General features: G+C 63.6%; 21 protein-coding genes and 1 riboswitch. Of the genes, 14 read left to right on the top strand and 7 right to left on the bottom strand.

Annotation, left to right across the window (positions count from 1 at the left end):
• The first annotated feature begins 430 nt into the window (after positions 1–430).
• Positions 431–1,636, top strand: coding sequence for an ammonium transporter (locus tag THIMADRAFT_RS13535; RefSeq protein WP_040731495.1), 1,206 nt, complete (start codon positions 431–433; stop codon positions 1,634–1,636).
• 172 nt (positions 1,637–1,808) lie between these two features.
• Here the strand turns inward: THIMADRAFT_RS13535 and thiC are convergent, their stop codons facing one another.
• Positions 1,809–3,701 carry a phosphomethylpyrimidine synthase ThiC gene (gene thiC / locus THIMADRAFT_RS13540; RefSeq protein WP_007193619.1) on the bottom strand — a complete coding sequence of 631 codons (1,893 nt, stop codon included), beginning with the start codon at positions 3,699–3,701 and terminating at the stop codon, positions 1,809–1,811.
• A 285-nt stretch (positions 3,702–3,986) separates the two neighbouring features.
• Positions 3,987–4,150: riboswitch (TPP riboswitch) on the bottom strand.
• A 215-nt stretch (positions 4,151–4,365) separates the two neighbouring features.
• Here thiC and THIMADRAFT_RS13545 point away from each other — a divergent pair.
• Positions 4,366–6,465 (top strand): EAL domain-containing response regulator, encoded by a 2,100-nt coding sequence (locus THIMADRAFT_RS13545; protein ID WP_007193620.1) that lies wholly within the window; start codon positions 4,366–4,368, stop codon positions 6,463–6,465.
• Between the two features lie 95 nt (positions 6,466–6,560).
• The gene (locus THIMADRAFT_RS13550; protein WP_007193621.1) at positions 6,561–7,187 is read left to right on the top strand and encodes a hypothetical protein; all 627 of its coding nucleotides are present in this window, start codon (positions 6,561–6,563) and stop codon (positions 7,185–7,187) included.
• 287 nt (positions 7,188–7,474) lie between these two features.
• Here the strand turns inward: THIMADRAFT_RS13550 and THIMADRAFT_RS13555 are convergent, their stop codons facing one another.
• The 4 genes from THIMADRAFT_RS13555 to THIMADRAFT_RS13575 all read right to left on the bottom strand — a co-directional run bounded on the left by THIMADRAFT_RS13555 (position 7,475) and on the right by THIMADRAFT_RS13575 (position 10,857).
• Positions 7,475–8,254: an endonuclease/exonuclease/phosphatase family protein gene (locus THIMADRAFT_RS13555; RefSeq protein ID WP_050799571.1), complete on the bottom strand. Its 780-nt coding sequence runs from the start codon at positions 8,252–8,254 to the stop codon at positions 7,475–7,477.
• Positions 8,255–8,548: 294 nt separating this feature from the next.
• Complete coding sequence (locus tag THIMADRAFT_RS13565) at positions 8,549–9,193, bottom strand: c-type cytochrome (RefSeq protein ID WP_007193623.1); 645 nt, start codon at positions 9,191–9,193, stop codon at positions 8,549–8,551.
• Between the two features lie 316 nt (positions 9,194–9,509).
• Positions 9,510–9,968 (bottom strand): copper chaperone PCu(A)C, encoded by a 459-nt coding sequence (locus THIMADRAFT_RS13570; protein WP_007193624.1) that lies wholly within the window; start codon positions 9,966–9,968, stop codon positions 9,510–9,512.
• A 238-nt stretch (positions 9,969–10,206) separates the two neighbouring features.
• Entirely contained in the window at positions 10,207–10,857 is a 651-nt protein-coding gene (locus THIMADRAFT_RS13575) for an SCO family protein (RefSeq protein ID WP_007193625.1), read from the bottom strand.
• 195 nt (positions 10,858–11,052) lie between these two features.
• Here THIMADRAFT_RS13575 and THIMADRAFT_RS13580 point away from each other — a divergent pair, with 195 nt between their 5' ends.
• From THIMADRAFT_RS13580 to THIMADRAFT_RS28395, 11 genes are all read left to right on the top strand, one after another.
• Positions 11,053–11,853 (top strand): M90 family metallopeptidase, encoded by an 801-nt coding sequence (locus THIMADRAFT_RS13580; protein WP_007193626.1) that lies wholly within the window; start codon positions 11,053–11,055, stop codon positions 11,851–11,853.
• Between the two features lie 202 nt (positions 11,854–12,055).
• Positions 12,056–13,567: a nitrogenase cofactor biosynthesis protein NifB gene (gene nifB, locus THIMADRAFT_RS13585; RefSeq protein WP_007193627.1), complete on the top strand. Its 1,512-nt coding sequence runs from the start codon at positions 12,056–12,058 to the stop codon at positions 13,565–13,567.
• A gap of 222 nt (positions 13,568–13,789) precedes the next feature.
• Positions 13,790–14,068: a 4Fe-4S dicluster domain-containing protein gene (locus tag THIMADRAFT_RS13590; RefSeq protein ID WP_007193628.1), complete on the top strand. Its 279-nt coding sequence runs from the start codon at positions 13,790–13,792 to the stop codon at positions 14,066–14,068.
• 75 nt (positions 14,069–14,143) lie between these two features.
• Entirely contained in the window at positions 14,144–14,581 is a 438-nt protein-coding gene (locus THIMADRAFT_RS13595) for an ArsC/Spx/MgsR family protein (RefSeq protein WP_007193629.1), read from the top strand.
• Positions 14,578–15,879, top strand: a complete 1,302-nt coding sequence (locus THIMADRAFT_RS13600) for an FprA family A-type flavoprotein (protein WP_007193630.1) — start codon at positions 14,578–14,580, stop codon at positions 15,877–15,879. Before THIMADRAFT_RS13595 ends, THIMADRAFT_RS13600 begins: the two co-directional genes overlap by 4 nt.
• A 237-nt stretch (positions 15,880–16,116) precedes the next feature.
• Positions 16,117–16,401 (top strand): 2Fe-2S iron-sulfur cluster-binding protein, encoded by a 285-nt coding sequence (locus THIMADRAFT_RS13605; protein WP_007193631.1) that lies wholly within the window; start codon positions 16,117–16,119, stop codon positions 16,399–16,401.
• Positions 16,402–16,520: 119 nt separating this feature from the next.
• Positions 16,521–16,868 (top strand): 2Fe-2S iron-sulfur cluster-binding protein, encoded by a 348-nt coding sequence (locus THIMADRAFT_RS13610; RefSeq protein ID WP_007193632.1) that lies wholly within the window; start codon positions 16,521–16,523, stop codon positions 16,866–16,868.
• Between the two features lie 4 nt (positions 16,869–16,872).
• Positions 16,873–17,460: a nitrogen fixation protein NifQ gene (locus THIMADRAFT_RS13615; protein ID WP_007193633.1), complete on the top strand. Its 588-nt coding sequence runs from the start codon at positions 16,873–16,875 to the stop codon at positions 17,458–17,460.
• Positions 17,435–18,409 (top strand): ADP-ribosyl-[dinitrogen reductase] hydrolase, encoded by a 975-nt coding sequence (gene draG / locus THIMADRAFT_RS13620; RefSeq protein WP_007193634.1) that lies wholly within the window; start codon positions 17,435–17,437, stop codon positions 18,407–18,409. Before THIMADRAFT_RS13615 ends, draG begins: the two co-directional genes overlap by 26 nt.
• A 127-nt stretch (positions 18,410–18,536) precedes the next feature.
• Positions 18,537–19,064: a carboxymuconolactone decarboxylase family protein gene (locus THIMADRAFT_RS13625; RefSeq protein ID WP_007193635.1), complete on the top strand. Its 528-nt coding sequence runs from the start codon at positions 18,537–18,539 to the stop codon at positions 19,062–19,064.
• A 482-nt stretch (positions 19,065–19,546) separates the two neighbouring features.
• Positions 19,547–20,017: a pilin gene (locus tag THIMADRAFT_RS28395; protein ID WP_007193636.1), complete on the top strand. Its 471-nt coding sequence runs from the start codon at positions 19,547–19,549 to the stop codon at positions 20,015–20,017.
• On the opposite strand, the gene THIMADRAFT_RS13635 is transcribed toward THIMADRAFT_RS28395, so the two are convergent.
• Positions 19,986–20,798: an N-formylglutamate amidohydrolase gene (locus THIMADRAFT_RS13635; RefSeq protein ID WP_007193637.1), complete on the bottom strand. Its 813-nt coding sequence runs from the start codon at positions 20,796–20,798 to the stop codon at positions 19,986–19,988. The two genes, THIMADRAFT_RS28395 and THIMADRAFT_RS13635, sit on opposite strands and share 32 nt — an antisense overlap.
• Positions 20,795–21,598, bottom strand: coding sequence for a transglutaminase-like domain-containing protein (locus THIMADRAFT_RS13640; protein WP_007193638.1), 804 nt, complete (start codon positions 21,596–21,598; stop codon positions 20,795–20,797). The genes THIMADRAFT_RS13635 and THIMADRAFT_RS13640 overlap by 4 nt, the downstream gene beginning before the upstream one ends.
• Between the last annotated feature and the right edge of the window lie 518 nt (positions 21,599–22,116).

Genomic DNA, 22,116 nt, shown 5'->3' on the forward strand with positions numbered 1-22,116 from the left:
TACCCTCTGCTCGTGAATGTTCTGTGATCGCGTCGTCCGGCTCCTGCGTGTGCACTCGTCAAGCCACCCGACTCGGCTCAAGCTTCCCTCTGCCCGGTGGCGGGGCTGTGTGACCGGTGCCTTGCGATCGGGTGCCGGAGTCTCGCCCGAACAAGGACGACCCCCGCCGCGGCCCCGCAGAAGGCTTGCCCGGGCCCTGCCGCTCTTGATTGGTGCGCATTAGTGCAGGCGTGCCGCAAGACGGTGCGGCTCCGGCGCTCGGCCGGCTCTCGCGTGCTCCGAACCCTGATGGCGCGGGCATCGACGCAGGAAGGCCGCCGGCGGCAAGAGCCGGCCCGAGCCATCCCGCCCGCTCGGTTGGCGCTCTTTTTGCTTGCGTCCGCACGATTTTGGCCAACCACTGAGCATGAGGTGATAAGAAATGGAGCAGATCGATCAACTGCGGGCCGGGACGGATGTGCTGTTCATCCTGATCGGCGCCGTCATGGTGCTGGCGATGCATGCCGGATTTGCATTCCTGGAGGTCGGTACGGTTCGGGCCAAGAATCAGGTCAACGCCTTAGCGAAGATCATGAGCGACTTTGCGGTGTCCACGATTGCGTATTTTTTTATCGGTTTCTCGATTGCATACGGCGTGGATTTCTTCTCCGGCGCCGACACGCTTTCGGAAAAAAACGGCTACGAGCTGGTCAAGTTCTTCTTCCTGCTCACCTTCGCGGCAGCGATTCCCGCGATCATCTCGGGCGGCATCGCCGAACGGGCCAAGTTTTACCCGCAACTGTTGGCCTCGCTGTTGTTGGTCGGCTTGGTCTATCCCTTCTTCGAGGGGATCGTCTGGAACGGCAACTTCGGCATACAGGCCGCACTTGAATCTTGGCTGGGCGCGGGGTTCCACGATTTCGCAGGCTCCATCGTGGTGCACGCCATGGGCGGATGGATCGCGTTGGCGGCGGTGTTGCTGCTCGGGCCGCGCACCGGGCGCTATCGCAAGGACGGCGGGGTGACGGCTCATCCGCCGTCGTCGATCCCCTTTCTGTCTTTGGGTGCCTGGACCCTGACCGTCGGCTGGTTCGGGTTCAACGTCATGTCGGCACAGACCGTTGAAGCCGTGAGCGGATTGGTAGCGGTGAACTCATTGATGGCGATGGTCGGCGGCGTGCTGGCCGCGCTCTTCGTCGGCAAGAACGACCCGGGTTTCCTGCATAACGGTCCCTTGGCCGGCCTGGTTGCGGTCTGCGCCGGCTCGGACCTGATGCACCCGCTCGGTGCGTTGGTCGTCGGTGCCGTGGCCGGATCATTGTTTGTAGTGACCTTCACCTTGACGCAGAACAAATGGAAGATCGACGACGTGCTCGGTGTCTGGCCGCTGCACGGGTTGTGCGGTCTATGGGGCGGGATCGCGGCCGGGATCTTCGGGCTGGAGATGTTCGGCGGCATCGGCGGCGTCAGCTTCCTGGCGCAGCTGGTCGGGAGCCTGCTCGGGGTGGGTGTCGCCTTGTTGGGTGGATTCGTCGTCTACGGCCTGATCAAGACCTTCCTCGGTTTGCGCTTGACCGAGGAGGAAGAGTATCTGGGGGCCGATCTCAGTATCCACAGGATTACGGCCGAGCCCGACTACAACCGCGGCGAGGTCTGACCTCCGATAAGGGCTTCGGGCATCGTTATTTGCGACGAGCCTGCCGCGGGGAGCTGCGTGACGGGCAGCGAACGAGCTTTCCCCTGCCCCGGCAGCTTTGTTGGACTTGTCGGTCCGCGCACCGGCGTCCCCGGTTCGGGAGACGTCGGGCGCGGATGCCGAGAGACGCGCGTTAGACGGCCTTGTAGATGCGCGCTCCTTCCTTGCGGAACTCCTCGGCCTTCTCCTTCATGCCCTCTTCGAGGGCGATCTCCACGTCGTCCAGCCGATGCGCCATCGCATAGTCGCGCACGTCCTGCGTGATCTTCATCGAGCAGAAATGCGGTCCGCACATGGAGCAGAAATGGGCCACCTTGTGCGACTCGTGCGGCATGGTCTGGTCGTGGAATTCGCGGGCGCGCTCGGGATCCAGCGAGAGGTTGAACTGGTCCTCCCAACGGAACTCGAAGCGGGCCTTGGACAGCGCATTGTCGCGGATCTGCGCGCCGGGCAGGCCCTTGGCGAGATCCGCGCCGTGTGCGGCGATCTTGTAGGTGACGATGCCGTCGCGCACGTCCTGCTTGTCGGGCAGGCCCAGATGCTCCTTGGGCGTGACGTAGCAGAGCATGGCGGTGCCGTACCAGCCGATGTTGGCGGCGCCGATGCCTGAGGTGATGTGGTCGTAGGCGGGTGCGATGTCGGTGATCAATGGGCCCAAGGTGTAGAAGGGCGCCTCGAAACAGTCTCTCAATTCCTTGGTGACGTTCTCCTCGATCATCTGCAGCGGGACATGGCCGGGGCCTTCGATCATGACCTGGACATCCTGCTCCCAGGCGAACTTGGTCAGCTCGCCCAAGGTCTCCAACTCCGCGAACTGCGCGGCGTCGTTGGCATCGGCGATCGAGCCCGGGCGCAGTCCGTCGCCCAGGCTGAAGGAGACGTCGTACGCCTTCATGATCTCGCAGATCTCGCCGAAGTGCGTGTAGAGGAAATTCTCCTTGTGGTGCGCCAGACACCATTTGGCCAGGATGGAGCCGCCGCGCGAGACGATGCCGGTGAGCCGCTCCGCGGTCAGGGGCACGTACCGCAGCAGCACGCCGGCGTGAATGGTGAAGTAGTCCACGCCCTGCTCGGCCTGCTCGATCAGGGTGTCGCGGAACATCTCCCAGGTCAGCTCCTCGGGTTTGCCGTCGACCTTCTCGAGTGCCTGGTAGATGGGTACGGTGCCGATGGGTACCGGCGCGTTGCGCAGGATCCACTCGCGCGTCTCGTGGATGTTCTTGCCGGTGGAGAGATCCATCAGGGTGTCGCCGCCCCAGCGCGCCGACCAGACCATCTTCTCGACCTCGTCCTCGATGCTGGAGGTGACGGCCGAGTTGCCGATGTTGGTGTTGATCTTCACCCGGAAGTTGCGCCCGATGATCATGGGCTCGAGCTCGGGGTGGTTGATGTTGGCCGGGATGATGGCGCGCCCGCGGGCGATCTCGTCGCGGACGAATTCGGGGGTGATGGTCTCGGGGAGGCTGGCGCCGAAGGAATGGCCGCGATGCTGTCGCAGGAGCCTTGCGTAACGCGGATCGGCGCGCAGCTCATCCAGGCGCATGTTCTCGCGGATGGCGACGAATTCCATTTCGGGAGTGACGATGCCCGCTCGCGCATAGTGCATCTGAGTGACATTGCGGCCCGGCTTGGCGCGACGGGGGGTGCGGATATGCTCGAAACGCAGATGCGCGAGCCGGGGGTCCGATTGACGCTCACGCCCGAAGGCCGAGGTGGGTCCGCCGAGCAGTGCGGTGTCGTCGCGCTCTTCGATCCAGGCGCTGCGCAGATCGGGGAGACCGGCCAGCAGATCGATCCGCGCGGAGGGGTCCGTGTAGGGGCCCGAGGTGTCGTAGACCATGATCGGCGGATTCTCTTCGATCCCGGTGTTGGTCTGCGTCGGGGTTAAGGTGACCTCGCGCATCGGGACACGCAGGTCGGGACGCGATCCCGTCACATAGACCCTGCGCGAGCTCGGAAAGGGTCGCGTGACCTCCTCGGACAGCTTGGCGGTCTTCTGGACGAAGGCCTTGGGGATAGCGCTCATGACATCTCCTCTCGACGGACGCGTGGCGTATGGTTGCGCCGATGATTATGGGGCCGGATCGGCCGTATAGGCTGCGGGTCGATATCGACCATGGCGGACTGCAATCGGCGCCGTCCGGCAGGAGGAGAGGCGGGGTCATCGGGACCGATGCGGTTCCCGAGTCGAGGCGGCAGGAACCGAGAGCCTGCGAGGCCCATGCGATACACTGTCCGGAGCGTCGTGCCGGTCGAGCGATGGCGTTGCCCGGCGGGCTGGGCCATCATTGGGGACCGGCACCTTATGATCCGTCCTCGTCGCCTGCTTTCCTGCGCCGGCATGATCCGGATCAGGTTCGAAGGGTTTCTCTCAGCCCGTGGCGTGGCGGCATCCAGTAGGCGATCGGTACCGGTCGATCGACAGGTAGCCCGTTCGGATGCGGTCACGCGTGCCGGACACCCCCAGCAGCATGTCGATTGAAACTAACGAAAGGCCGCCGGGATTTCAACCCGATCGAACGGAAGGTACGCCGAGCGCAGGCTTTCGCTTGACCTTTCGGCCCGGGCTGTCGATCCTGATGCGGGTCTCACCTGATGCTGGTCTCAAGGGAGTCTGCCCGCGATGACCGTTTTCGGACCACGCGACGGCAGACAGGATCTCTCGACGCCCAACCGAGGCGCTTTCGCTCATGACCGAATCCGATATTGCGACTCCCGAAAAGAGGATTTTCTACCTCGGCAACGACTCGACGTTGCAGGCCGGGCTCGCGAGCTTGATCGGGCAGGCCGGATTGCAGCTCGATGCCTTCAAGGATCTCGACGCGCTCGAAGCTGCGTTCGGGCGGACGCCGTGCGGGGTCCTGATCCTCGATCTGCGCGACGTCGCGTCCGGCACCAGCCCGTCCGGTTTGATCGCGCGCTTCACGCGGGCTGCGGCGCAGCCCGCGACCGGCACCGCAACCGCGAGACCGGAGGTGGTCTGTGTCGCCGACGCGGAGAATATCGAGACGCGGCTCGAGGTCATGCGCGCGGGAGCCCGGGGTTATTTTCCGACCCCGATCGCGCTACCCGACCTTGCGAAGCGTCTCGTCGAGTTGGTCGGCCCGGTCAAGGGTAGCCAACCCCGAATCCTGGTGGTCGAAGACGACCCGCTGCAGGCCAAATACATCGCGTTGCTTCTGAGCAAGGCGGGGATGGAGCCGCACATCGTCGATCGACCTCTCGAGATCCTCCGCAAGATGCACGAGGTTCAGCCGGATTTGGTCCTGATGGACCTCTATATGCCGGATGCGAGCGGCACGGAATTGACGGCGATCATCCGCGATCACGGCGACTACTTCGATACGCCCATCATCTTTCTTTCCGCCGAGACCGACCCGGACAAGCAACTCGAGGCGTTGCGGGTCGGCGGCGACAGCTTCATCGCCAAACCCATTCAGCGCGAGCAGCTGATCGGTGCAATCGAGCATCGCATTCGCATGTCGCGCTTGCTCAAGGGGCGCAGGGTCAGCGAAGAGCGCGGCGATGTCCCCGCAGGCGGGCTCTCGAAGGATGAGTTTCTGCGCGGTCTCGATCGTGTGGTTCACGACCCGGAGGCGCACTCGCCCGGCGCCGGCCTTCTCCTGATCGAGCTGGATCGATTTCAGGATATCTCCACGGCGTTGGGTGTCGAGGGCATGGAGCGGTTGTTGCGCCAGCTCGAGGAGAAGTTCCTCGCCCAACTCGCCGCGCAGGAGTGCGCTGCCCGTCTGGATGACTTTACCTTTGCCGTGTTAGCTCGGCGGGCGAGCCGCGAGGCCTTGGAGGGGCTCGGAGAGCAGCTTCTGCGGACCTTCGGCGCCACCAAGCTTCGGGCCGGAGACAAACGGCTCTCGCTCACTGTGACGATCGGTATCGGGCTCTTTACGCCCCCCGCGGACGACGCCATCACGATGGTCTCGCGCAGCCGTACCACCGTGGCGCGGGCACGGCATGCGGGCGGCAATCGGGTGCGGGTCTGGACTCCGGTCGTTGCCCCCGATCGCGGCTCGGACTACGAGCGATTGCTCAAGCAGCTGGTCGACACCGCTGTCAATCAGGACGGGTTGTTGTTGATGTTTCAGCCGATCGTCTCGCTCGGGGCGAGCGTCGGGGAGCTCTACGAGGTGCAGCTGCGGTTGCGTACGCTTGACGGGGAGCATGTTCCTGCAGCCGATTTTTTGCCGGTGGCCGAGCGCGGCGGATTGATGCCCAGGATCGATCGTTGGGTGCTCGAGCATGCGCTCGATGTCATGGACGCGCAGCGCAAGTCGCATCCGAAGCTGCGGCTCTTGATCCACCAGACCGTCGCGTCGGTCGCGGCGGCGGAATGGCTCCCCTGGTTTCGCGAGCAGATGGTCCGGCGCAATCTGATCCGCCGCCGCCCCTTGCTTCAGTTCCAGTTGAGCGATATTCGAGACCATTTGGACACGGCCAAGCCGCTTGTCGATGTCTTGCGCAAGTACGGGATTCAGGTCTGCGTCGCCAACGTGACGGGTAATGCCGCGGATCTGGAGCTGCTCGCGGACCTGCCGGTCGCTCTTGCCAAGCTCTCTTTCGCGACCCTCATCAACGCGGATCCGGCCGAGCTGCTCCAAGTCGTGCAGCAGATCAGAACCCATGGCGCATCGGTCATTGCGGCCGGAATCGAAGACCCTGCCACGATCGCGCGGGTCTGGAATTGTCGGCCCGACTACATTCAAGGCAACTCGGTCCAGATGCCGAGCAGCGAGCTGAGCTACGACTTCCATCACTCCACCGACGAGATCTGAATCGTCTCTCTCGCGCGAAGCGCGGTTGCCGGGGGCGGCGCAGGGATGCCCTGGTCGGGGGAGCGGTGGCCGGTGCGGATCGGGGATATCATGCAATGACGCCGAACAATCCGATGTCTGCCGCGGATGTTGCGCCGCCGGCCAATCACGTGGGTCGGTTGATTCTTGCGCCTCGCGATGCCGAGGTGACTCCGGATCGGGAGCGGCTCCTCGGCATCCTGTCCGATGCGGGGTTCATCGCGGATCGCATCCCGGGTCGAGAGTGCGCGTATCGCATCGGCCCCGAGTTCTCCGCGCTGATTGCCTTCGTCGGGTGCGCGGTCGCGATCGCGAGCGAGCCCCGGACCGGTAGCCCCTTTTGTCACGTCGTGGTCCCGTCGGTGTCGGCATATCCGCGCTGGTTTCAGGGCCGCAACACGCGTGCACCGCGCTGCCCGGGTTGCCGTGCGCGCTTGAGCGATTGGCCGCTGCGCGTCGAGCAATTCGAGCAATCGGCGAGAACGCACGGATTGGATCGGCAGGATTCAGCCGTAATCTGCCCCGTTTGCGGCGAGTCTCGTCCGATTTGGTCTTGGGACTGGAAGCAGCAGGGCGGGTTTGCGCGGCTGCTCATCCAGGTCGAGGAGATCTTTCCGGGCGAGGCGGTGCCCACAGATGCGTTTCTCGAACAGCTCGAGCGCTACAGCGGCTGTGCGTGGCGCTATTTTTACGTGCAGGATTAAACTGCGCTCGGTGCAGTCTGCGGTGTTTTTGGATGGGATCGGCGCCGGCAGGCTTGACGAGCCCTGGAGTGGGCGCTGTTTAAGAGATTAAAAAATAAATGATTTAAACCGCGGTCCCGCTAAGGGCCGTGGATTCACCGAACGTCGAGCTCACTCGAAAATGAGCATCTCGCCCTGGACGCGGTTTAAGTGAGCGGGCCAGTGATCGGAGAAGTGAAGTTGTGAAGTGATCGGAGAAGTGAAGTTGTGAAGTGATCGGCAACGCCGGGAAGTCTGGTTCGTCGGGGTTAGCGGGCCGATTCCGATTCCGGACCGGGTCCGTCCGTGCCTGCCGAGAAGGAAACGCCTTCGGGCAATTCGATCGTCATGCTGATCGGAAGGTGATCAGACAAGGCGTAATCAACCACGCGGGCGCTGATCACGCGGAGCGGTCGAGAAACAAGGATGTGATCCAGATTGTGCGTCGGGCTCCAGCTGGGGAATGTTTTGAGCTCGCAATCCAGACCGCGCATCTCCGCCTTCTGGACCATGGCTCGAAGCCCTTTCGAATCACACCCGCAGTTGAAGTCTCCCATGATGACGAGATAGGGGTGCTGCTCGGACAGGGCGATCAGATAATCGAGTTGACGCCGCCGTGCGCGCCATCCGAGGGCCAGGTGCACGATCGCCACGGCGAGGGTCTCGCGGTCGGAAAGCCCGAGCTCCGCGACGACGGCGCCTCGTCCCGGCAGGCCGGGGAGTTTGTGCTCGGTGATTCTCTGCGGACGCAGGCGGCTGAGCAGGCCGTTGCTGTGCTGTGCGAAAGGTCCGAGGTTGCGGTTGATCTGCCTGTACCAGTGCGGGAAGGCGCCGTGGCGAGCCAGATACTGGATCTGGTCGATATAGGCGCTGCGTAGCGAGCCGGCGTCGACCTCTTGCAGGCCCACCAGGTCGAATTGATGCAACAGCTGTGCGATGCGGGTGAGATTGGCCAGACGCTCGGGGTGCGGAAGGATGTGCTTCCAACTATTGGTGAAGTAGTCGCTGTAGCGGCGCGAGTAGATCCCGGCCTGAACATTGAAGCTCAGGAGCTTGAGTCGCCGCGTGTCGGGCGAGAGGGAGGAAGCCCGGGAAACGGTTTGGTGGTGCGCATGCCCGGGGACGACCTCGACCGGATCGACATTGCCTGGCGGTGCGGCCCGATGCGTTCGCCCTGAAGCGCTCGCCTCCTCGGCGGCGTCGTTGACGCCCGGATCGGGTGATCCTGATTCCAGTGCTCCGATGACGAATCTCCGAAATCGAAGAGATCTCGCGCAGGGACGCGCGAGGAGGAGGTCTCGGGTGCGGCTCCCCGAGGAGCCGCCCCGATTGTCGGACTCGCCTTACTGGCTTAAGCCCTGAATGTACTGAGACACGGCTGCGATCTCTTGATCGCTCAATCGAGCCGCGGCACCGCGCATCATCCCGTTCGGATCGTTGGCACGCAACGCGCCGCGGAAATGCTCGAGCGTTTGCTTGGTGTAGTCCGCATGCTGTGCCGAGATTCGCGGAAACTTGGCCAGCGATTGGCCTTGTCCCGCCGGACCGTGGCATCCGCTGCACGCCGGGACGCCGGTCTCCGGATTGCCCCAGCGATAGATGGATTCACCTTTGCTCGCCAGCTCGGGATCCGCTGCGCCCGGGGCCTTGGGCTGAGTCGCATAGTAAGCGGCAAGATCCAGAACCTCTTGATCGGTCAGCGGCATGGCCATCGGAGTCATTTGCTCGTTGGCGCGGCGACCGGCCTTGAAGTCCATCAACTGCTTCACGATGTATTCCGGGTGTTGACCGGCCAGCTTAGGCCAGAGCGGCACGATACTGTTGCCCTGCGGGCCGTGACAGGCGATGCACACGCCGTTGGCCTTCGCCTCGCCGGCTTGCGGGTCTCCGACCTGAGGGGCGGCAGCTTGATGCCCTTCGGACGCTTGCACCGCGCCGCTCACCAATGCCGTTGCCACCGTAACTGTTATCAGCCAATTCTTTACCATGGAGGATGCCTAATCGGGTCGTGATTCATGGCCGCGACGCCTTGCGCGGATCGTCGGCCTGGTCGGGGCGAAAAAATCCACGGATGTATATCAGAACATCCGCATATGGGTCAAACCAGCGGAGTCCTGTGTCCGCCGAGATGACGCCGTCTCACCTGCTCGAAGACAGGCGGGGAGGCAAATAATTCCGCCCTCCGGTGCCGTCGTCCGGAGCGTCTGAACATGGACGTATCCGCGATTTCGAGGCATGGGCGTCGATGGCGGGCCGGTCCTCGCCGCCCCCGAGGCGCTCAGGTTCTCCGGCGCCGGTTCGGGCTCAATGGTTCATGTGCTGCATCTGCATATCGATGCGGCGCACCGGGGCCTGAACGGGAATACGCGATCCGTCTTCGAAGATCAGGGTCAGATCGACAGTGTCACTTGGCTCGAGTGTCTGTTTGAGGCCGATGAGCATGACGTGCAGGCCGCCGGGTTTCAGGGTAACCGTCTCCCCGGCGGGGACCTCGATCTTCTCGATCCGGCGCATGCGCATCATCCCGTCCTCTTCGACATGCGTGTGGAGCTCGACGATCTCCGAGACAGCGCTTTCGGCACCGATCAGGGCCTGAGGCGCCTCGGTTTGGTTTTCCAGCGACATGAAGACGGCGCTGTTCGGCTGGCCTGGCGGGACCGCCCGAGCGTAAGGGTCGCCGATCGAGACCTCCGCTGCGAGAGCGGAAAAGGAAAGGACGCCGAAGAGTGTGGCGGCGAGCAGTGGCGATGCATATCCGGTCATGCTGTGGTCTCCAACAGGCGGTGTGGTTCTCGGGGTTGGGCTTGCTTAAACCGCGTCCAAAGCGACAGGCGTCATTCTCACTTTTTGCACTTGGCTTTAGAGATATCTTAGATCTCGGTGAGACGCGGTTTAAAAATGAATATTTTTTTAAAATCTTAAACCGCGCCGACTCCAACGGTCGTCACGTCTGCCGAGGCCGATCTCGTGCAAAAACATCGCATACCGCGCCGGGCGCGGTTTAAGGTTCGGACTGATTCTCGGTCGACGGGTTCGTTCCCAGCAGTGCTCGGATCGCCGCGACGATTTCCGCGGAGGGTGTGGCGTGGTCGAGGTTCCGCACGAGCTTGCCCTGCGTGTCGACAACATGGCTGTAGGCGGAGTGGTCGACGACGTAGCCCATCGCCGAATCGGCCAGCTCGGTCCGCCGGTAGGCTGCGCCGTAAAGCTTGGCGACCTCGGCGATCTGCTCCGGCGTCCCGGTCAGGCCGAGGATCTCGGGGTGGAAATAGCCACTATACTCGGCGAGCCGCTCGACTGAATCACGCTCGGGATCGACGCTCACGAAGAGGACCCGGACCCGCTCGCGCTCCTCGGGCGTCAGCGCCTTGAGCGCGCCCGCGATCAGGACCAGATTGGTCGGACAGATATCCGGGCACCAGGTGTAGCCGAAGTAGATCAGGACGACCTTGCCGCGCAGATCGGCGAGGGCGACCGGGCCCTTCATCGAATCGAGCACGAAGTCTCCGCCTTGTGGCGGGGAGGCCAGCTCCAGCGCAGTGTGTTGCGACCCTTCCGGGTCGGTCACGACCCGGGTCGGCGTCCAAGACCACAACCAGATCAAGAGTCCGACGAGGACCAGGATAGCGATGATCAACAGCTTTCGCGTCATGATCGGGAGCCTCGCGGGGAAAAGTCGATCCCTGCATCTTGGGCAGCGGCGTGGGTTTCGCCTTGACGCACATCAATCATACGGCGAACACCCGGATGGGTGCGGGCTTTTGCGCCATAGGACCCGTGCCATGCGCCATTCGGCCCGATTGTCCGGTTCCCGTTGCACTCGGTCTCGCCGAGAGGCGGTGCAGACGTGCGCGCTCTGACCGGTTGGTGGCAGTCTCGCGTGCTCGAGCGCGAGCGTGCGCGTGTGGATCCTCGTGACTGGGAACACGTCCGGGATGCCCTCCCCCTGCTCGATGACCTGACCGAAGAGGAAAGCGGGCGTCTTGCCGATCTGGCGCTGCTCTTTCTGCGGGACAAGCGTCTGGATCCCGCGCAAGGACTCGCGCTGACCGACAGGATGCGTCTGGCGATTGCCCTGCAAGCCAGTCTCCCCGTCTTGGGCCTCGGGCTGGATTGGTATCGCGGCTGGTACGCCGTGATCGTCTATCCCGAGGAGTTCGTCCCCGAGCGCGAGGTCATGGGCGACGACGGTGTGGTCTGGACCGAGCAGGAGGCGAAGAGCGGGGAGGCCTGGGAGCAAGGGCCGATCATCCTCTCGTGGGCGGATGTCGAGGCCGGGATGGAGCGCGACGGCTACAACGTCGTGATCCACGAGATGGCGCACAAGCTCGACATGCGCGACGGGGCCGCCAACGGCTGCCCGCCGCTGCACGCCGGCATGTCTCCGAAGGCTTGGGCCGAGGCCTTCTCCGCCGCCTACGAGGACCTCTGCCGACGGGTCGACGCCGATGAGGACACGCCGATCGACCCCTACGCGACCGAGTCGCCCGCCGAGTTCTTCGCCGTGCTCAGCGAGGGGTTTTTCGAGCTGCCCGATCTTGTCCACTCTGAATACCCGGCGGTCTACGAGCAGCTGCGGCTGTTCTACCGGCAAGACCCTTTGGCGCGACGCACTGCCGTGACCTGTGAGGCTCGACAGGCACCTTAGCCGCATCGGGCATTGGATCGAATCCCACACGGCGATTGTGTCGGTGCTGTCGTGATCCCGACATGCGCTTGGCTCGGGTGCTGTCGTCTACAAATTTTTCAGTCGGTTAAGTCATCGTAAAGACCGGGCACGGTCTTTGCTGATATGCCTTCCAGAGATATTTTTCAGCGGGGCCCGATGCCCCGTCTCCGGAGGCAGCGTGATGGAGTTGAAGGTCATTTCCGATGCCGCGGGTACGCCCGGCGGCGGCTGTGCGTCGAGCGGCTGCGGTGCCGGCGGCGAGAAGCTCGCCCATCTGCCCGAGGCGATCCGCGCCAAGATCAATAACCATCCCTGCTTCTCGGAGGATGCGCATCATCACTACGCGCGGATGCACGTCGCCGTCGCACCCGCCTGCAACATCCAGTGTCACTACTGTAATCGCAAGTACGACTGCTCAAACGAGTCACGCCCCGGCGTCGTCTCGGAGGTGTTGACCCCTGATCAGGCGGTCAAGAAGGTCATCGCCGTCGCTGCGGCCATCCCCCAGATGACGGTGCTCGGCATCGCCGGTCCGGGCGATCCGCTTGCCAATCCGCAGCGCACCTTGGAGACCTTCCGCCAGCTCTCGGAAAAGGCCCCCGACATCAAGCTCTGCGTCTCCACCAACGGGCTCGCCCTGCCCGGCCTGGTCGACGAGATCTGCAAGCACAACATCGAGCACGTCACCATCACCATCAACTGCGTCGATCCGGACGTGGGCGCGAAGATCTATCCCTGGATCTTCTGGAACAACCGCCGGGTGACCGGGCGCAAGGCCGCCGAGATCCTCATCGAGCAGCAGCAGAAGGGACTCGAAATGCTGGTCGCGCGCGGTGTCCTGGTCAAGGTCAACTCGGTCCTGATACCGGGCGTGAACGCCGAGCACTTGAAGGAGGTCAGCCGGGTCGTCAAGGCCAAGGGTGCCTTCCTGCACAACGTCATGCCGCTCATCGCCGAACCCGAGCACGGCACCTTCTACGGGTTGATGGGCCAGCGCGGACCGACCAACGACGAGCTGACCGCATTGCAGGATGCCTGCGCCGGTGACATGGCCATGATGCGCCACTGCCGCCAATGTCGCGCGGATGCGGTCGGCATGCTCGGCGAGGATCGCGGGGAAGAGTTCACGCTCGACAAGATCGCCGAGCAAGACGTCGATTATGCCGCCGCAATGGCCCGTCGTGCCGAGGTTCATGCCGCGATCGAGGCGAGTCGGGCCGCGCAGCGCAACGCATCCAGCGAGACCTTCGTCTCGATCGCCTCCCTGACCCGGCGCCGCCCCGCACGGCCCGAGCCCCGTCCGGTGTTGATGGCGGTGGCGACCACCGGCGGCGGGGTGATCAACCAGCATTTCGGCCACGCCCGCGAGTTCCTGGTCTACGAGGCCAGCGCGAACGACGTGCGCTTCGTCGGTCACCGCAAGGTCGATCTTTATTGTTCGGGCGACGACACCTGCGGGGACGGCGAGTCCGTCCTGGCCAAGACCATCCGCCTGCTCGACGGCTGCGAGGTCGTGCTCTGCTCGCGCATCGGCTACGAGCCTTGGGGGCAGTTGGAGTCCGCCGGTATTGCGCCCAACGGGGAGCATGCGATGGAGCCGATCGAGGACGCGATTGCCGCCGTGTATCGCGAGATGGGGGAGGCAGGACTGCTCGAACGCTCCGGCGGTACAGCGCAGCGAATGAGTGCTTAAACCGCGCCCGGTGCGGGATGCGATGTTTTTGGACGGGATCGGCCCCGGCAGACTTGACGACCGTTGGAGTCGGCGCGGTTTAAGAATGAAACAAGATTGACTTTTAAATTCTAAACCGCGTCTCCGCAAAGGTCGGAAAGATCCTCGAGTCCGACACACCACGCAAAGGACGCATTGCACTCTGGACGCGGTTTAGCTCGCAAAGGCAGCGGAGGTCCACCAATGGCTTACAAGATCATCGAAGGTTGCGTGAATTGCTGGGCGTGTCTGCCCCTGTGTCCGAGCGAGGCGATTCGCGAGGCGCTCCCGCATTTCACGATCGATGCGCGCGCCTGTACCGAATGCGAGGGCGATTTTGCCGATCCGCAGTGCGCGAGCATCTGCCCGATCGAGGGGGTCATTCTCGATGGGTTGGGCGTTCCGGTGAATCCGCCGGGGTCGCTGACCGGGATCCCGCCGGATCGGTGGGCGGAGATCCGCACCCAGATCCAGGCCCGCTGAACCGCGCGTCCTGTGATCCGCGCAGGCGCGGTTCAGAATTTTTATTCGGTTGATACGGAAGGGAAAGGTGAGCTGATGTCGTCTGTGCTGTTCTACGAGAAGCCGGGGTGCATGTCCAACGCCAAGCAGAAGGCGTTGCTGACGTCGCTCGGGCATCGTCTGACCGTGCGGAATCTGCTCGCCGAGCGTTGGACCGACGAGCGGTTGCGGCCGTTTTTCGGGGATCTGCCGATGGTCGACTGGTTCAATCCGACTGCACCGCGGATCAAGCGGGGCGAGGTTCGGCCCGGGATGCTTGACGCCGAAACGGCCTTGGCCTTGATGCTGAATGATCCGCTTCTGATCCGCCGACCTTTGATCGAATCCGAGTACGGCTGCGGTTGCGGCTTCGAGCCGGGTCAATTGCTGACGGCGCTCGGCGTGACGCTTGCGGCCGATCAGGATCTGCAGTCCTGCTCGCGGAGCGGTCCCGATCCGCGGTGCGATCTTCCGACCGACGGAGCGAAAACATGATGTCGCCCGCCGCGTCGGCCCCCGCCTGGGACTTTGACGATCAGGCTCCGGCCGTCGAGGTCGCGCCCGGTGTTCACTGGATCGGCGCGCTCGATCCGGGTTTGCGCACCTTCGATATCATCCTGCGCACGGCCAACGGTACGACCTACAACAGCTATCTGGTGCGGGGCGAGGATGGTGTCGCGGTCATCGACACCGTCAAGGCCGAGTTCGCCGAGGACTTCTTCGCGCGTCTGGAGTCGGCCGCCCGCTATGACGAGATCCGCGTCATCGTGCTCAACCATCTGGAGCCGGATCACACCGGGGCGCTGCCCGAGCTGATGCGTCGTGCACCCCAAGCGCAGCTCTACATCTCCAAGCGCGCTACGGCCATGCTCAAGGCGCTGCTCAAACCCCGCGACGACCGGCCGTTGACCTACAAGACCGTCGGCACGGGCGACGAGGTCTCGCTCGGCGGTCGGACGCTGCGCTTTCTGCATACGCCATTTCTGCACTGGCCCGATACCCAGTGCACCTGGCTGGCGGAAGAGGGGGTGCTCTTCTCGGGCGACGTCTTCGGTTGTCACCATTGCGATGCGCGGCTCTTCAACGACCTCTGCGGCGATTTCCGCTTTGCGTTCGACTACTACTACGCCCACATCATGCGGCCCTTCAAGAGCTACGTGGTCGACGCGCTCAAGCTGATCGAGCCCCTGCCGATCAAGCTCATCGCCCCGACCCACGGGCCCGTCCTGCGCGATCGCCCGCGTCGCTATGTCACGCGCTATCGCGAGCTGTCCACGCCCAGCTTGGCCGAGCGCATCGACCAAGACGAGCGTTCGCTGATCATCTTCTACATGAGCGCCTACGGCAGCACCGCGCGCATGGCCGAGGCAATCCGGGCCGGGGTGGAGGAGTCGGAGGGGATACGCGTCTCGCTCTACGACCTGGAAGGCGGCGAGGTCCAGCCCTTCGTGGATCTGATCGAGTCCGCCGATGCGATGGCGCTCGGCTCGCCGACGATCAACGGTGACGCCGCCAAGCCGATCTGGGATCTGCTCTCCTCGCTCGCCGTGATCGATCTGAAAGGCAAGCTCGGCGCCGCCTTCGGGTCCTACGGATGGACCGGCGAGGCGGTGAAGATGATCGAGGATCGCCTGCGCGGGCTGAAGCTCCGCGTCCCGGTCGCGGGTCTGCGCATCAAGCTCATTCCGACCGACGAGGAGCTCGAGGAGTGTCGAGAGTTCGGGCGTGCGCTGGCCGGCGCACTCGTGCGCGGCGAGCAGGGCCGGGTCATCGACTTCGCCGATTTAGGCTAAACCGCGTCCAGAGCGAGATGCTCCCTTTCGCGTGCGTTCGACGTTGGGTGCATCCACGGCTCTTGGCTGAGACGCGGTTTAGAAGTTTATATTTTTTAATACTTTAAACCGCGCCGGCTCCGACAATGATCGGAGCCGGCGCGGCCAAGCCAATTCAACACACGACGCATACCGCGCTGGGCGCGGTTTAAACCGCTTCACCATCCACAACCATCGACAATTCAGGAGTCAGACACCATGGCGAAAGCCAAAATCACATTTTCGGACATCGAGCAGACCGTCAACGTCCCTGCCGGAACGCGGGTCATCGAGGTCTCCGAGCGGATCGGCGCCGGCATCATCTACGGCTGCCGTGAAGGCGACTGCGGCACCTGCATGATGCATGTGGAGGAGGGTTGGAACAATCTGACCGAGCCCTCGGTGCTGGAGGAAAAGGTCCTGCGCGAGAACATGGCCAGCCGTCATGACCGGCTCGCCTGCCAGGCTCAGATCCTCGGCGACTGCAAGGTGAAGCCGGCCTGACTCACCGCGACGGTCAGCTCGATACCGACCTGTCGCCCCTGTTCTTGACCGACCGGAGCGCTCGCTGTGCCGCGCACGGCATCCAAAGCCCGGTCATCGACCTAGAGAGACTTGTTGCAATGCCACTCGTGACCTTTTCAAGCCCCGATTACAAAGACAAGACGGTTTATGCCGTGGCGGGAAGCCACACCGAGACCATCCTCAAGCTCGCCAAGGAGTACAAGGTGCCTTTGCACCACGACTGCCAGGACGGCGAGTGCGGTAACTGTCTGGTGCGCGTCACCAGCGTCGACCGCAAGGGTCGCATGAGCGGCTTCCTGACCGACAAGGAGCGCGGCGTGCTGGTCGAGCTGGGCAAGCTCACCAAGGACGACATCGATCGGATTGCCGTCGACGACATGCCGAGCGAGTGGCGTCTGGCCTGCCAGATGATCGTGCGCGACGAAGACATCCTCGTGGAGTACTGAGGACATGTCGGCCCTTGCCCTGGACTCGGAACAGGATGCCGCCCGCATCTATGCCCGCCTCATGGTCAGGGCGGTCGGGGCCGGCAACGACCAAGCCTTTGCGAGTATGATCGCGACCCGTGCCGCGGGCGGCGGAGCCATGCCGCCTTGGCTCGGGCTCGATCCGGCCGCGTTTCACTGTTTGATGCGGCATCATTTTCCGGGAGCAGTCTCGCGCGATTTGCTCGACATCATCGGCGGTAGCGCGTCCTCGTCCGAGGTGCGCGGCGACGAGCGCGAGGAGCTGGTCCGGCTGATGCTCATGCACAAGGCCGGCGACTCTCCCTCCGAGGTCTGGATGGCCCATGTGGTGGCCGCCGGCTGTCTGGCGAGTGACCATCTGTGGCAGGATCTCGGGCTCTGGAACCGAGCCGATCTGACGGCCTTGATGCGGCGCAATTTTCCCTCCTTGGCGGGGCGCAACGTCAACGACATGAAATGGAAACGGTTCCTTTACAAACAGCTCTGCGAGGCGGAAGGGATCTACACCTGTCGAGCGCCCTCGTGCGAGGTATGCACCGACTATCATGCTTGTTTCGGACCTGAGCACTGAGCTGGCTTGGAACACCTCCAAGATCGACAACGTCTATGACCGAGCGGCCGGAGCCTACCTGGGGCTCGCTGTCGGGGATGCGCTCGGCGCCACCGTCGAGTTCATGACCCCGCGCGAGATCCGCGAGGTTCACGGCGAGCACCGCAATCTGATCGGCGGCGGCTGGCTGAGGCTGCGCAAGGGGCGGGTGACCGACGACACCGAGATGAGCCTCGCCCTGGGACGCAGCATCCTCGAGGCCGGCTCGGTCGATGCTCGCGCAATCGCCGAGGCGTTCAGCGAATGGATGCGCACCAAGCCGGTCGACATCGGGCACACGGTGCGGCGCGGGATCTGTCAGTATCGCCTCAACGGCACGCTGGAGGTTCCCGAGAGCGAGCACGATGCCGGCAACGGAGCCTGCATGCGCTGCCTGCCGATCGCGCTCTTCACGCTCGGCGCCGCGGAGGAGGCGGTCGCAGAAGCCAACCGAATCCAATCCCACGTCACCCATCACAGCCGCTTGGCGGATGCGGGCACCTTGACCGTCATTCGCATGATTCAGTTCGCGCTGCTCGGTCGGCCCAAGAGCGATCTGCGCCTGCTCGCGGACGACTTGGTCGCCGCCGAGCCGCAGTATCGCTTCGATCGTCGGCGCATGGAGAATCCCGGCGGTTATCTCGTCGAGACGCTACGTGCCGTCTTCCAGGCCCTGTTCGCGACCGACAGCTTCGAAACGGCGCTGTTGGATGTCGTCAACCGCGGCGGAGACGCGGACACGACGGGCGCGATCCTCGGCATGATCGCCGGGGCGCTGTACGGGTCGGACGCCATTCCGCGACGATGGCTCGGTGTCCTCGACAAGGACACGGCCGCCGCGTGCATGGATCAAGCCGCGGCGCTCTTGATGGGGTCGGCCCGGTTCGACGGCGCCGGATTCGCTCGAGGTGCGTCGAGCCCATCGCGCTGAGTGGCGACGATAACCGAAGGATCCTGCGGTCTTATTCGATGCATTCGAGGATTGCGCATGAAATCCTGAGTAATATACTTGGTTTCATGGTCCAGCCTTAAATCGCACATCCGGATAGGCACTGCACATGATTCCATTCCAGCTGCACGACATCGAGACCGCCCCGCGCTCCTCGCGCTCCATCATGGCGGATATGCAACGCCACGGCGGCGAGCTGCCCAACCTCCTGCGTACCCTCGCGGAGTCGCCCGTTGCACTCGACGCGTATCGGCAGCTTGCGACCCTGCTGGGCCGCTCGAGCCTGACGTCCATCGAGCAACAGGTCGTCTATGTCACTGCGGCCCACACCAATCAGTGTCATTACTGCACGTCCCCGAATCCCATGCTCGGGGACGACGCCGAGGCCGAGGAAGTCGCTTCGGCGATCCGTCTCGGTCAGCGGCTTTCCGACGCACGTCTCCAATCGCTGCGCCGCTTCACCGCCATGATGACCGAGCATCGTGGCTGGGTTCCGGAAGCCGACGTCGAGTCCTTCCTGCGGGCCGGCTTCACGCGGGAGAACCTGCTCGAGGTGATCACCGGGATCGCGTTGGTCACCTTGAGCAGCTACGCGAACCATGTCGGCGCCACGCCGCTCGATCATCTGGCGGCGTAACCCGGCGCTCGACGAGTGCAGGGTGCCGGAGACGGATCCTGCCGCCCAAAAACCTTCCGGGCCGCGGCTCTGCGGCCCGATGACGCCCTCGTCGCCACGCTTGTGTCGGCGACTTTTATCCCTTTCCGATGCCTGCCTCTGGGCTGTACAGGCGCGCTGCGCGCCTCGACGCTGCTCTTCCTGGCCTTGCGATCGTCAGCAAACCTCCTGCACCTCTACCCGAGAATCGCGCCCGGCATCGACAGCCCGATCATCCTCGACTCTCCGATGATCGTTAAGCTCGTGTTCGTAAGCTCACCCGCCTCCAAAAGAAGGGATACTCCGCCTTGATGCTCGCTGGCTGACCCGGAATCCGCTGAATCGGCTGTGGCTCGGGACTGCGAAGCCGCTATACTCGAAACGTGCTCGCGTCGTCATCCTGGACATCGAGATGGACTGCCGGGGTGCGGCCGGAATTCGTGACCCATCAAGGAGGAGCCGACATGTTCGTCATCGGGAGGCAGCCCGGTTTTACGCTGATCGAGGTCATGGTCGTCGTCGCCATCCTGGGTATCCTTGCGGCGCTGGCCGTTCCCCAGTATCGGACCTTCAGCACCCGGGCGAAGATCAGCGAGGGTTTGGTGTTGCTCGGTCCGGTCAAGCTTGCGGTGTCCGAATACTATGCCTCGCATGGCCGTCTGCCGACGGCGACCAACTGGCTGACCTTGCTTCGCGAGCTCGGATTGAACGTCGACACCGTTTCCGGCGCTGCATCAGGCATCTATGTGAAGCGGATCTGGTGGAACAACACCGCCCGCGAGATTCGGGTCCGCTACGGATTCGCTCCCATCGACGATAAGCTCGTTGCGTTGCGAGCGGATTTCACGTCGAACGGGCAAGCGATCTGGACCTGCTTCGCACCCGATACGGACGGTGTGCCCTTTAGATATCTACCCTCCACCTGCCGAGGCTGACCGCCTCGGCCTCGATCTCGCGGTAGGCCGCCGCCAGGCGCTCTGCCCAAGCGCCGATCTGCGCCGTCTCGCGAAGCCCGTCGTTGCGGATCTCGATCATGACGGCGTGCAGGCCGCGGCCTTCGCCGTGGACGGGTACCGTGTAGTCAACGGCCTCCTCGATCGGGTAAGGCTGGTTGTCCCCGACGATGCCGTCGACACGACGGGCGAGCGGTTTCGACAGGAGGGCCGCAAACCGGCGGTCGCGCCAGTGCGAGACACCGACGGGCCAGGGTCGTTGCTCGCCGTGCAGGACCGGGGTAAAACTGTGGATGCTGAGCAAGAGGCTCGGGCGATCCGAGCGGGCGTCGAGGAGTCGATCGATGGCCTCGTGGTACGGCCGGAAGAGCGCCTCGACGCGGGCGGCTCGCGCTCGCGCGCTCAGTCCGAGATTGCCCGGGACCTGTATGCCGGCACTCTGCTCGGCGATCGATGCCGCGTTGTCGAGTGGTCGGTTGCAATCGATCACCAACCGCGAATAGCCGCTCTGCACCAAAGGTGCGTCCAGTTCTGCGGAGAGTCGCTGCGCGACCTCGGCCGCACCCGGATCCCAGCCGATGTGATCGGCCAATTGCTCGGGCGCCAAACCAAGCGTGCTCAGTCGACGGGGAATCCGATTCGAGGCATGGTCACAGACCAGGATGGCGCTGCCGGCGCCTCGTGCATTGACGATCGCGAAGGCCGGTGGCTCGTCCGGGTCCAGCAACCCCGATTCCGCGTGGCCTCGGGGAGCGGCGCTCATACCTCGTCGGTCCAGACCTTGAAGCTCTTCAACACGTTCGGCCCGAAGGCATTGCTGATGGCGACATCGGCCGCGTCTCTGCCCTGCGCGATCAGGATCCGCCCGATGCGCGGGATCTTGTTGCGCGGATCGAAGGTGTGCCAGTGCCCGCCGAGATAGACCTCCATCCAGGCCGAGAAGTCCATGGGATCGGGCGAGGCCGGCACGCCGATGTCGCCCAGATAGCCCGTGCAGTAACGCGCGGGGATGTTCATGCAGCGACAGAAGGCGATCGCCAGATGGGTGTAGTCGCGGCAGACGCCTTTGCGCTCGTTGTAGGCCTCGAGTGCGGTCTTGGTCGCGCGCGCATGCTGGTACCCGAACTCGATATGGCCATGGACAAAGTCGCAGATCGCCTGGACCCGCGCCCACCCGGGGGGCGTCTGAGAGAAGTGCTTCCATGCGATCTCGGAAAGCCGATCGGTCTCGCAATAGCGGCTTCCCAGCAGATAGACCAGGGTCTCGCCGGGCAGGTCTTCGACGGCGTGCTGCATCGCATCCGCGTGAATCGGGTCCGGCAGGCCGTTGTCCATGACGAGCGCATCGGCGGAGATGCGGATCTCGCCCGCGGGTGCCACGATGCGGGTGCACCAGTTGCCGAAGCCGTCGCGATAGGCGGTCATGGGAACCGACGGGCGGGTGACGACGGGATCGGCCCGGAGCATATCGGAGACCCTGCTGAAGTGGACGTTCAGCGTCAGGATCATGGGTGTCGGCTGGGGACACTCGAAGATCATCTCGTATCCGATTCGGATCTGCATCTTTAAACTCCGCGGGTTTAGCCCCGGTTGACTGACGCACTGAGTTGAGAAGAGTGAGCGCGCTGAAGTCGACAAAAGATCGAGCATAATACCGAACCGGTATCCGGAGCGGATGTGGTCCTGGCGACGTGGGAGCGGATTTTTGTTAACCGGGTCACATTCCGACGATTCGTGACGCCGATATGGCTTAAACCGCGCCCGGCGCGGTCTGCGTTGTTTGTTGGATTGGCTTGGCCGCGCCAGTTCCGACACCTGTCGGAGCTGGCGCGGCCTAACATATTAATAAATAGTGCCTGAACAGAAACCACGTTTTCTATTTCCGAACAGTGGGTTATAATATGTCCCCATGATCGAAGATCATGCCGATTTTCGATCGAGAGGGGCAGAGAAAACGCTAACCTATTGATTTCCTGATGACTCGAAGGCGATTTCGGCCGATTTTCGCCGGGGCATGCCATGAGTCTTCATGAACGTCGTGATTCGAGCCACTATGCGCAACGTGATCGATCCGCAATTGA

Source organism: Thiocapsa marina 5811 (genome assembly GCF_000223985.1).
GTDB lineage: Bacteria > Pseudomonadota > Gammaproteobacteria > Chromatiales > Chromatiaceae > Thiocapsa > Thiocapsa marina.

Coding starts and splice junctions, on each gene's coding strand:
- THIMADRAFT_RS13545 (WP_007193620.1), top strand. CDS start 4,366: ATGACCGAATCCGATATTGCGACTCCCGAAAAGAGGATTTTCTACCTC.
- THIMADRAFT_RS13570 (WP_007193624.1), bottom strand. CDS start 9,968: ATGACCGGATATGCATCGCCACTGCTCGCCGCCACACTCTTCGGCGTC.
- thiC (WP_007193619.1), bottom strand. CDS start 3,701: ATGAGCGCTATCCCCAAGGCCTTCGTCCAGAAGACCGCCAAGCTGTCC.
- draG (WP_007193634.1), top strand. CDS start 17,435: ATGCTTGTTTCGGACCTGAGCACTGAGCTGGCTTGGAACACCTCCAAG.
- THIMADRAFT_RS13600 (WP_007193630.1), top strand. CDS start 14,578: ATGATGTCGCCCGCCGCGTCGGCCCCCGCCTGGGACTTTGACGATCAG.
- THIMADRAFT_RS13590 (WP_007193628.1), top strand. CDS start 13,790: ATGGCTTACAAGATCATCGAAGGTTGCGTGAATTGCTGGGCGTGTCTG.
- THIMADRAFT_RS13640 (WP_007193638.1), bottom strand. CDS start 21,598: ATGCAGATCCGAATCGGATACGAGATGATCTTCGAGTGTCCCCAGCCG.
- THIMADRAFT_RS13615 (WP_007193633.1), top strand. CDS start 16,873: ATGTCGGCCCTTGCCCTGGACTCGGAACAGGATGCCGCCCGCATCTAT.
- THIMADRAFT_RS13625 (WP_007193635.1), top strand. CDS start 18,537: ATGATTCCATTCCAGCTGCACGACATCGAGACCGCCCCGCGCTCCTCG.
- THIMADRAFT_RS13550 (WP_007193621.1), top strand. CDS start 6,561: ATGACGCCGAACAATCCGATGTCTGCCGCGGATGTTGCGCCGCCGGCC.
- THIMADRAFT_RS13595 (WP_007193629.1), top strand. CDS start 14,144: ATGTCGTCTGTGCTGTTCTACGAGAAGCCGGGGTGCATGTCCAACGCC.
- THIMADRAFT_RS13605 (WP_007193631.1), top strand. CDS start 16,117: ATGGCGAAAGCCAAAATCACATTTTCGGACATCGAGCAGACCGTCAAC.
- THIMADRAFT_RS28395 (WP_007193636.1), top strand. CDS start 19,547: ATGTTCGTCATCGGGAGGCAGCCCGGTTTTACGCTGATCGAGGTCATG.
- THIMADRAFT_RS13610 (WP_007193632.1), top strand. CDS start 16,521: ATGCCACTCGTGACCTTTTCAAGCCCCGATTACAAAGACAAGACGGTT.
- THIMADRAFT_RS13635 (WP_007193637.1), bottom strand. CDS start 20,798: ATGAGCGCCGCTCCCCGAGGCCACGCGGAATCGGGGTTGCTGGACCCG.
- nifB (WP_007193627.1), top strand. CDS start 12,056: ATGGAGTTGAAGGTCATTTCCGATGCCGCGGGTACGCCCGGCGGCGGC.
- THIMADRAFT_RS13565 (WP_007193623.1), bottom strand. CDS start 9,193: ATGGTAAAGAATTGGCTGATAACAGTTACGGTGGCAACGGCATTGGTG.
- THIMADRAFT_RS13575 (WP_007193625.1), bottom strand. CDS start 10,857: ATGACGCGAAAGCTGTTGATCATCGCTATCCTGGTCCTCGTCGGACTC.